The organism is Desulfonatronospira sp., assembly GCA_003563255.1.
Taxonomy (GTDB): domain Bacteria; phylum Desulfobacterota; class Desulfovibrionia; order Desulfovibrionales; family Desulfonatronovibrionaceae; genus Desulfonatronospira.
Genome location: PWSL01000439.1, coordinates 1 through 7590 on the forward strand (window position 1 = coordinate 1; position 7590 = coordinate 7590).

The 7590-nt window shown below is 51.4% G+C and carries 7 protein-coding genes and 2 pseudogenes; 7 read left to right on the plus strand and 2 right to left on the minus strand.

Annotated features, from left to right (window positions below; translation table 11 throughout):
- The 6 genes from QZP87_RS12785 to rnc all read left to right on the plus strand — a co-directional run.
- A partial coding sequence (locus QZP87_RS12785) for a hypothetical protein (RefSeq protein ID WP_291323311.1) occupies positions 1-188 on the plus strand: 188 nt, incomplete at its 5' end.
- Between the two features lie 112 nt (positions 189-300).
- The gene (locus QZP87_RS12790) at positions 301-1668 is read left to right on the plus strand and encodes a phosphomannomutase/phosphoglucomutase (protein ID WP_291323312.1); all 1368 of its coding nucleotides are present in this window, start codon (positions 301-303) and stop codon (positions 1666-1668) included.
- A gap of 3 nt (positions 1669-1671) precedes the next feature.
- Positions 1672-2124, plus strand: a complete 453-nt coding sequence (locus QZP87_RS12795) for a hypothetical protein (RefSeq protein ID WP_291323313.1) — start codon at positions 1672-1674, stop codon at positions 2122-2124.
- 16 nt (positions 2125-2140) lie between these two features.
- Positions 2141-2641 carry a TPM domain-containing protein gene (locus tag QZP87_RS12800; protein WP_291323314.1) on the plus strand — a complete coding sequence of 167 codons (501 nt, stop codon included), beginning with the start codon at positions 2141-2143 and terminating at the stop codon, positions 2639-2641.
- Positions 2628-3083, plus strand: a complete 456-nt coding sequence (rnhA, locus tag QZP87_RS12805; protein ID WP_291323315.1) for a ribonuclease HI — start codon at positions 2628-2630, stop codon at positions 3081-3083. The genes QZP87_RS12800 and rnhA overlap by 14 nt, the downstream gene beginning before the upstream one ends.
- 115 nt (positions 3084-3198) lie before the next feature.
- The gene (gene rnc, locus QZP87_RS12810) at positions 3199-3897 is read left to right on the plus strand and encodes a ribonuclease III (protein ID WP_291323317.1); all 699 of its coding nucleotides are present in this window, start codon (positions 3199-3201) and stop codon (positions 3895-3897) included.
- A gap of 71 nt (positions 3898-3968) precedes the next feature.
- Here rnc and QZP87_RS12815 read toward each other — a convergent pair.
- Together QZP87_RS12815 and QZP87_RS12820 are read right to left on the minus strand one after the other, a co-directional pair.
- Positions 3969-4259 (minus strand): annotated as a pseudogene (locus QZP87_RS12815) (flagellin); the annotation flags it as partial.
- 423 nt (positions 4260-4682) lie between these two features.
- Positions 4683-5264, minus strand: a pseudogene (locus QZP87_RS12820) (flagellin); the annotation flags it as partial.
- Positions 5265-5944: 680 nt separating this feature from the next.
- Here QZP87_RS12820 and QZP87_RS12825 point away from each other — a divergent pair.
- Positions 5945-7402, plus strand: coding sequence for a diguanylate cyclase (locus tag QZP87_RS12825; protein WP_291323316.1), 1458 nt, complete (start codon positions 5945-5947; stop codon positions 7400-7402).
- The last annotated feature ends 188 nt before the right edge of the window (positions 7403-7590 follow it).

The following is a 7590-nucleotide window of genomic DNA, read 5'->3' on the forward strand; positions in this document are numbered from 1 at the left end:
AAAGTGGCCTCTTCGGGGCATCATCCGGTTACCCCCTGCAGGACGCGTTGAGCACGACAGGCCACCGGGGACGGCCACCGGGGACAGGCACCGGGTACGGCCACCGGGGACAGGCACTTTTGCCGACCTCAAACCGTAAAACGGCCAGACTAACCGGCGGCAAAAGAGCCAGTCCCCTTACAGCTTAGTAAAACGGCCGGACTAACCGTCGGCAAAAGAGCCAGTCCCCTTACAGCATAAATTTAGTGTCGCTGTAGTGCTACAGTAATTAATAATAAAACAACAAGGGAGTTTGCTGCGATGAAGGAAATCAGGCAGGATATTTTTAGAGCATATGACATAAGAGGGATTGTTGACAAGGATTTTGATTCTGAATGGGTAGAGGTGCTTGGTAAGGCCTGCGGTACTTACTTTCGCAGGTTTGGGTTGGACCAGGCCGTTGTCGGCCATGATTGCCGGCACAGTTCCCCGGAATACCAGGAGCGCATGATCAAAGGCCTGACCAGTACTGGAGTGGATGTCGTCTACCTCAATATGGTTTCCACGCCTCTTTTCTATTTTGCGGTCAAAAAGCTGGAGCGCCGGGCCGGGGTAATGATCACGGCCAGCCACAACCCTTCTGATTTCAACGGTTTCAAGATCTGGGCGGAAGAAAGCACCATTCACAGCGAGGAAATTCAGGAAGTTTTTCGTATAATGGTTGCCGGGGAGTTTGCCTCGGGTGACGGGATGGCCACCGAGATGGATATCCGGCCGGTTTACCGGGAATACATGCAGTTGCAGGGACCTGCTCCCTCCAGGGTCAAGGTGGTTGTGGACGGCGGCAACGGTGCTGCCGGACTGGACTGTGTACAGGTTCTGGAGGATGCCGGGGCGGAGGTGGTGCCCATCTACTGCAATCCGGACGGCGATTTTCCGAACCATCATCCCGACCCCACGGTAATGAAAAACAACGAAGACCTGGTGGCCACTGTAAAGAAAGAAAACGCCCAGCTGGGCCTCGGCCTGGATGGAGACGGGTACCGCATAGTAGTGGTGGATGAGAATCGAAAAATGATCTACGGGGACCAGCTCCTGGCCATCTATGCCCGGGATGTGCTGCAGCAGAATCCCGGGGCATGCATCATAGGGGAGGTAAAATGTTCCCACCTCCTGTTTAACGATGTTGAGAAGCATGGCGGCAGGCCGATAATGTGGAAAACCGGGCACTCCCTCATTAAGGCCAAAATGAAGGAGGAACAGGCTCTTCTGGCCGGGGAGATGAGTGGACACATGTTTTTTGCTGACCGCTACTACGGGTTTGACGATGCAGTGTACGCTGCCAGGCGCATGGTGGAAATCGTGGCCAAAAAACAGGGTCAGCCCGTGAGCAGTTACCTGGATGACTGGCCCAAGACCGTGAATACTCCCGAGATCCGTGTGGATTGCCCGGACAGGATCAAATTTGACGTGGTTAAAAAGGCCCAGGAGTATTTCCGGCAACATTATGACATTGTAGACGTTGACGGGGTGCGCATTACATTTGAGGATGGCTGGGCCCTGCTGCGGGCCTCTAATACCCAGCCGGTGCTGGTGCTCAGATTCGAGGCCGAGTCCGGGTCAAGACTGCAGGAACTGCGCGAGATCATTGAAACACCCTTGAAAAACTGGGTACAGGAACTGTCCTGATAGATGCGCAAGATCTGCCTGTTGATACTTTTGCATGTGCTGGTTCTGGGAGGGATATGGCTATGGCGCCAGGATGAGCAGCCCCCGCTTCAATCCGGGGAACCCTCCAGGATTACCGTGACCGCACAGGATATGCCCAAAATCACCGGTGGCGAGATGCTCCTGCCGGGCAGGTCTCCGGTGCAGGTGGACATAGCAGGACCTGCCAGACTGGCCTTGTGGATATACATGTCTGAAAATATGCTGCAGGACCTGAGCCTGGAGGGCGACATGAGCATCAGGCTTGATAGCAACGGGCAAAATATTCTCACGGGCCGGGTGGCCGGGGTGGACACAAGTGCAATAATACGCAGCGGCAAGACCTATTACCGGGTTCTGCTGGAGATGGACCCGGGGCAGGGAAGCAGGATGCAGGTTAAGATGCCCGATATTAAAAAAACAGAAGAAACAAGGTAAACAATCAGGCATGAGCATGAATATCCTGCCCCGTTCCGGTTCCGGCAGCAAACGAAAGAGCAGCACCTTTCGAGTTTTTTTTACAGTCATACTCTTCGTGGTGGTAGGTCTTTTGTTCTGGAAAAACTACGAGCGCTCCATGGATGTCATCCTTACCAGCCACATGGTTACTGATGAGACAGACACCCTGTCCAGGGAGCAGCAGGATCAGCTGGCTTCATTTTCCAGGAGCATGCAGGACAGGTTTGGTTTCGGGGTGAGGATCAGGGTTTTCGAACATTTTGTGGCTGCGCCCGAGCCTGACTCCCGTGTGCTTTTTATGGGTATCAGTCCTGCCTACCAGGAGGTCGCAATTGTCTGGCCCCCGGTTTTAAAAAGGGCCCTGCCCCAGGATTTTGTGCAATACCTGGAAGAAGAACATTTTGAAGGATACTGGCAGGGGGAGGACTGGCCAAGAGGGCTTTACCAGGCCCTGCACATGCTGGGTGAGGAGTTGCTGGCTATTGAACAGGAGTGATAAGCCCGAAGTGGTGGATATCTATACCGACGGGGCCTGCCTGGGAAATCCCGGTCCCGGAGGTTATGCGGCGATACTCAAGTGGGGGGATCTGGAAAAGGAGATCTCTTTCGGGATGGACGACACCACCAACAACCGCATGGAGCTCATGGCCGTGCTGGAAGGTCTCAAGGCCCTGAAGTATCCCTGCCGGGTACGCATCCACACTGACTCCCAGTATATAGCCAGGGCCATCAATGAAAAATGGCTGGAGAAATGGCAGAAAAACGGCTGGAAAACCACTCAGAAAACAGACGTCAAGAACCGGGACCTGTGGGAAGAACTTGCCCGCCTGCTGCAGGCCCACCAAGTGGAGTTCAACTGGGTCCGGGGGCACAGCGGGCATGAATATAACGAGCGCTGTGATGAGCTGGCCCGGCAGGCGGCCCAGGCGGTGAGCTGAAGCAAGGCTGCTGTTTGTGGGTTTTTCTGAAAAACTCCTGGAGTTTGAACGCCCCATGCCTCATGCTCCGAGCCCCATGCCATAACAAGGAGAAATATTGAGCCAGGATTTACAATTGCTGGATGAGCTGCAGGGAAAACTTGGGTACAGGTACCAGGACACTGATCTTTTGGTAAGGGCTTTGACACACAGCTCATATGCCAATGAAAGGCAGATGGAGCATAACGAGAGGTTGGAGTTTCTGGGGGATGCGGTTTTGGAGCTATGCATCTCAAATACACTGTTCTCCAGGTTTCCCCAGGCTGCTGAGGGCCACCTCACAAGACTGCGGGCTGCTCTGGTCAGCGAGCCGACGCTTGCCAGGCTGGCCAGGTCACTTACCCTGGGGGAGTATATTTTTCTGGGCAAGGGTGAAGAGCAGCAGGGGGGCCGGGACAGGGATTCTGTGCTGGCGGATACCCTGGAGGCCCTTTTGGGATCCATCTATCTGGATTCCGGATATGACGAAGCCTGTGCGTGTATTGGCAACCTTTTTGAGGAGTATATTCCAGAGAGGGTTGAGTTGCTGCCTGCAACCAAGGATTTTAAAAGCAGGCTGCAGGAAAAAACCCAGGGAATTTTCCGCGCCAGGCCGGTATATACCCTGCTTGACAGCTTTGGCCCTGAACATGAAAAGGAATATCTTGTCCAGGTGGAACTTCCGGACGGTGTGTGCATAGAGGCCCGGGGAGGCAGTGTAAAAAAGGCTGAGCAGACAGCGGCCAGCAAGGCTTTGGACTACCTGAAATCTGTCCAGACAGCCGGTGTCAGATGACCAAGGTTTTAGGGCTGGGGCCGGGTGGGTAAAGCCCGGCCCCATGTCTTTGGTCGCCTCTAGCCGGTATTTTAGCCTCCGATGAGCTGCATAGCCATCTGAGGCAAGGTATTGGCCTGGGCCAGCATGGCTGTGGCACCCTGGGACAATACCTGGTTGCGCACAAACTGAGTCATTTCCTGGGCTACGTCCGCATCCGAGATGCGCGATTCAGCAGCCTGCAGGTTTTCGGCCTGGATCTGCAGGTTGGAGATGGTATTACTTAATCGGTTCTGGTAAGCACCCAGGTCGGCCCGGATCTTGTCTTTTTGCTCTATGGCATCGTCGATGGTTTCCAGGGCCTCCTGTGCCCTGGCAGTGGTAATGTGTTTTGCCATTTGATTGTCCAAAGCACCCAGCGTGATGCCGCTGGTAAGGGCAGAGTCAAGGTCACCTCGCAACGATACCAGGCCACTTACTATATCTGGAGAATCACTCCAGTAACCTTCGTTGAGCATTACTATTCCACTGGTTAGTGCACCAATTTTATTAGTAAGATCAGTTCTCAAATCAGATATTGCTCCAGAATATTTGCTGGTCAGCTCGTCAGTGTCAGAAGCTACAGTCAATTGTCCTGATGCATAGTTAAGATGATTTAAAGCTTGCTGTAGCAGGTGCTTAAGCGTAACTGACTTGTCTATGGCATCCCCACCACTCAAATTTTGTTCCTCGAGCTGTTTAATGACCTGATCGATATTCACTAATGCCTGACTGACAGGCTCCTCAACTGTATATCTTAAGTAAGTATTGTCTATGCCCAGTCCGGCAGCTGTAGCGTCTCCGATTTCCACATAATAGAAATCCTCTCCAAAATTGTTGCGGGGCCCGAAATGAATCTTCAGGGTGTTTCCAGGGACATGGCCGGATGCACCCTCTTCAAAGAGTTGACTACCCCTTTCAGACAGGGTTCCGTTGAGAAGTTTGACCTGGTTGAACTCTGTAGCATTGGCTATTCGGTCAATCTCTCTTTTCATCTGCTGGAATTCCTGATCGATTATTTTCCTCTGATCGGCAGTGTAGGTTCCTGTAGCCGCCTGTTCAGCCAGTTCCTTCATGCGGATGAGCTTGTTGTCGATAACTTCCAGAGCGCCATCAGCGGTCTGCAGGGCTGATATCCCGTCATTGGCGTTTCTTACGCCCTGGTTCATGGCTGCGATGTCTGCCCGCATCAGTTCCCTGATTGCCAGTCCGGCAGCATCGTCAGCCGCTGTGTCGACTCTCAGTCCCGAAGACAGTCTTCTGGTTGACGTTGCCAGTGCGCCATAGTGGCTATCAAGATTCCTCGCCGCATTCATAGCCATCATGTTGTTGTTTAAGACCAAAGACATGTTGATACCCTCCTTGAGTTTTTGAGGGTTACAGCAATGCTGATGCCATAATAATTTTATTAAATGAAAACAGTATGTTATAACACCAATTCCTGGCTAATTTTTTTTTTGCAGCCCTGAAGCGGTAAAAAATTCCTAGCTAAGAGGTGTCTGTTAACACAACAGCGACACTTTGTGTTAATTATCGCCTCGGCCAAAGGGGACAGGCACTTTTGCCGACCTCAAAACGTAAAACGGCCGGACTATCCGGCGGCAAAAGAGCCAGTCCCCTTCGAGTTCAAATAAAGTGTCGCTGTAGAGTGCCGTAACCATTCAGGGGGGCAGGTACCCTGCGCGGAAAAAGTGGCCCCTCATCGCTTTTTTGTGGCTGCAGCCACATTTATAAGAAGCGGCTGGTGCCGCAAGAACTAAGCGTTCCAAGGCTGGAGCCTGGGAACGAGAGGTAACCAGGAACGAAGAACCAGGAACCGATTTTTACGACCAACATGTTGGTTTGAAATTTTCACTAAGCACTAACGCGTTGATGGGTTAACTGCCTCTGGTTCTTTCTTATGGTTAGGGTATCCAAGTGAGAGGTGAATCAGATAGGTAGGCGACCTTGTTTTGAGATTTTTCGTAAAACAGCTTAGTGGCCCTGAATTTGCATGTTTTTACTGAAAATGTCAAAAAAGGAGCCTGACATGCACGGAAGCCAAGCCGTTTTTCATCTGGTGGGTATCTCCAGGGAGTTGAGACTGGAAATTGAGGATAACCTTCCAGGAGAGACTGTTGTTGAAGAGGTTAACGGCTCAGGACCACTATTCTCAAAAGCCGGTAAATCTGGTATCAATATACTATTTCTGAGTCCAGGCAGGTGGGAGAATATGGATCAGGAAATCCGGGATGAGCTGGAGAGATACAATCAGCACCTGGTGCTTGTACTTGATGATGACAGTCCGCAGTTGAAGCATCATTACAATGTTTCGGCATCGTTTCTGGGGTATCTTCGTCGACCGGTTACACGCAATGCCCTGAAGAGTATCCGGGACAAGGCCAGGGAAGTGCAGGAACTATATGATGATCTGCATCTCATGGCCAGGGAGATCGTCCTGGAGCGCGAACTGTTGACTCGCAAAAACGCTCAGCTGGAATTTTTAAACCGTATATTGACCAAGACATCCCAGACACTGGACCTGGCAGAAATTCTGCAGGCAACCGCCGGCGAGTTCGAGACCCTGCTGGGCACCACAGGTTTGGCTGCCGTTTTCTGGAATCACAGCGAGAACGGTATGCTGGCTGAAATATATCTGCCTGAAATTCAGTCCAAAAAGATCAGACAGGACTGGATTACACACCTAATAGAAGTTGCAAAGCGGTTTGAAGGGCAGGCCCCAAAAAATTATAATTACATCCCCATGAACAGCGGTAAAAACGGTCTTCACCAACGTCCAACGCCCACCCGGCAAATTTTGCTGCCTCTGCAGAACAGGCAGAGTACCTTTGGAGCCCTTGTTTTGGTCTCTGAAGAGGTTTTAAGGCTGGGCAGAGATCAGACAACCATTATAAACAGTGCGGCCAGGCACCTGGCCTTAAGCATACGAAACTCTCTTAAATATAAAGCAGTCAAGTTTGAGGCCGACTTCGACGGCTTAACCTGCATCAACAATCGTCAAAATTTTGACAAAAAAATCAGGAAAGAGCTCAAAAGACACCAGAGGCAGGGGGCTTCCCTGAGCCTGATCATGCTGGACCTGGATCATTTCAAGGCCTTAAACGATATGTACGGGCACTTGACCGGAGATATGGTGCTGAAAAAAATCGGAGAGATTCTGGTAAACACCGTGCGAGAGACAGACTTTCCAGCCCGGTATGGAGGTGAAGAGTTTGTAATTCTTTTGCCGGAGACCAATGAAGAGCAGGCCTGGCTTCTGGGACAGAGAATCCGTCAGAAAATCGGTCAGACAGTTTTTCAATTCAAAGATAAAAAATTCAGCATAACCGCCAGCCTTGGAGTAGCCTCCATAAAGCCGGGACCGCTCACACCCAAAGAAGCCCTGGTGGAACAGGCAGATCAGGCCCTGTATCTTTCCAAGTTCAACGGGCGAAACATGGTCTGTACTTCTGCAGAAGTCTGCATGGAGCAGATGGTATCCCACTAACACTACAGCGAAACTTATAAAATTTTATGCCTCAATTGGGGACAGGCACCCCCGCACTTATTTTTATTGTATCTGTTTAGCGCTTTTAAGGAAAGCAGGGGACAGGCACTCCGGGACCCACTTGAGCATCATTTTGTGCTTAAAATATCTCATTTTTTGGGTCAAGTGGGTCCCGGAAGAGCCAGTCC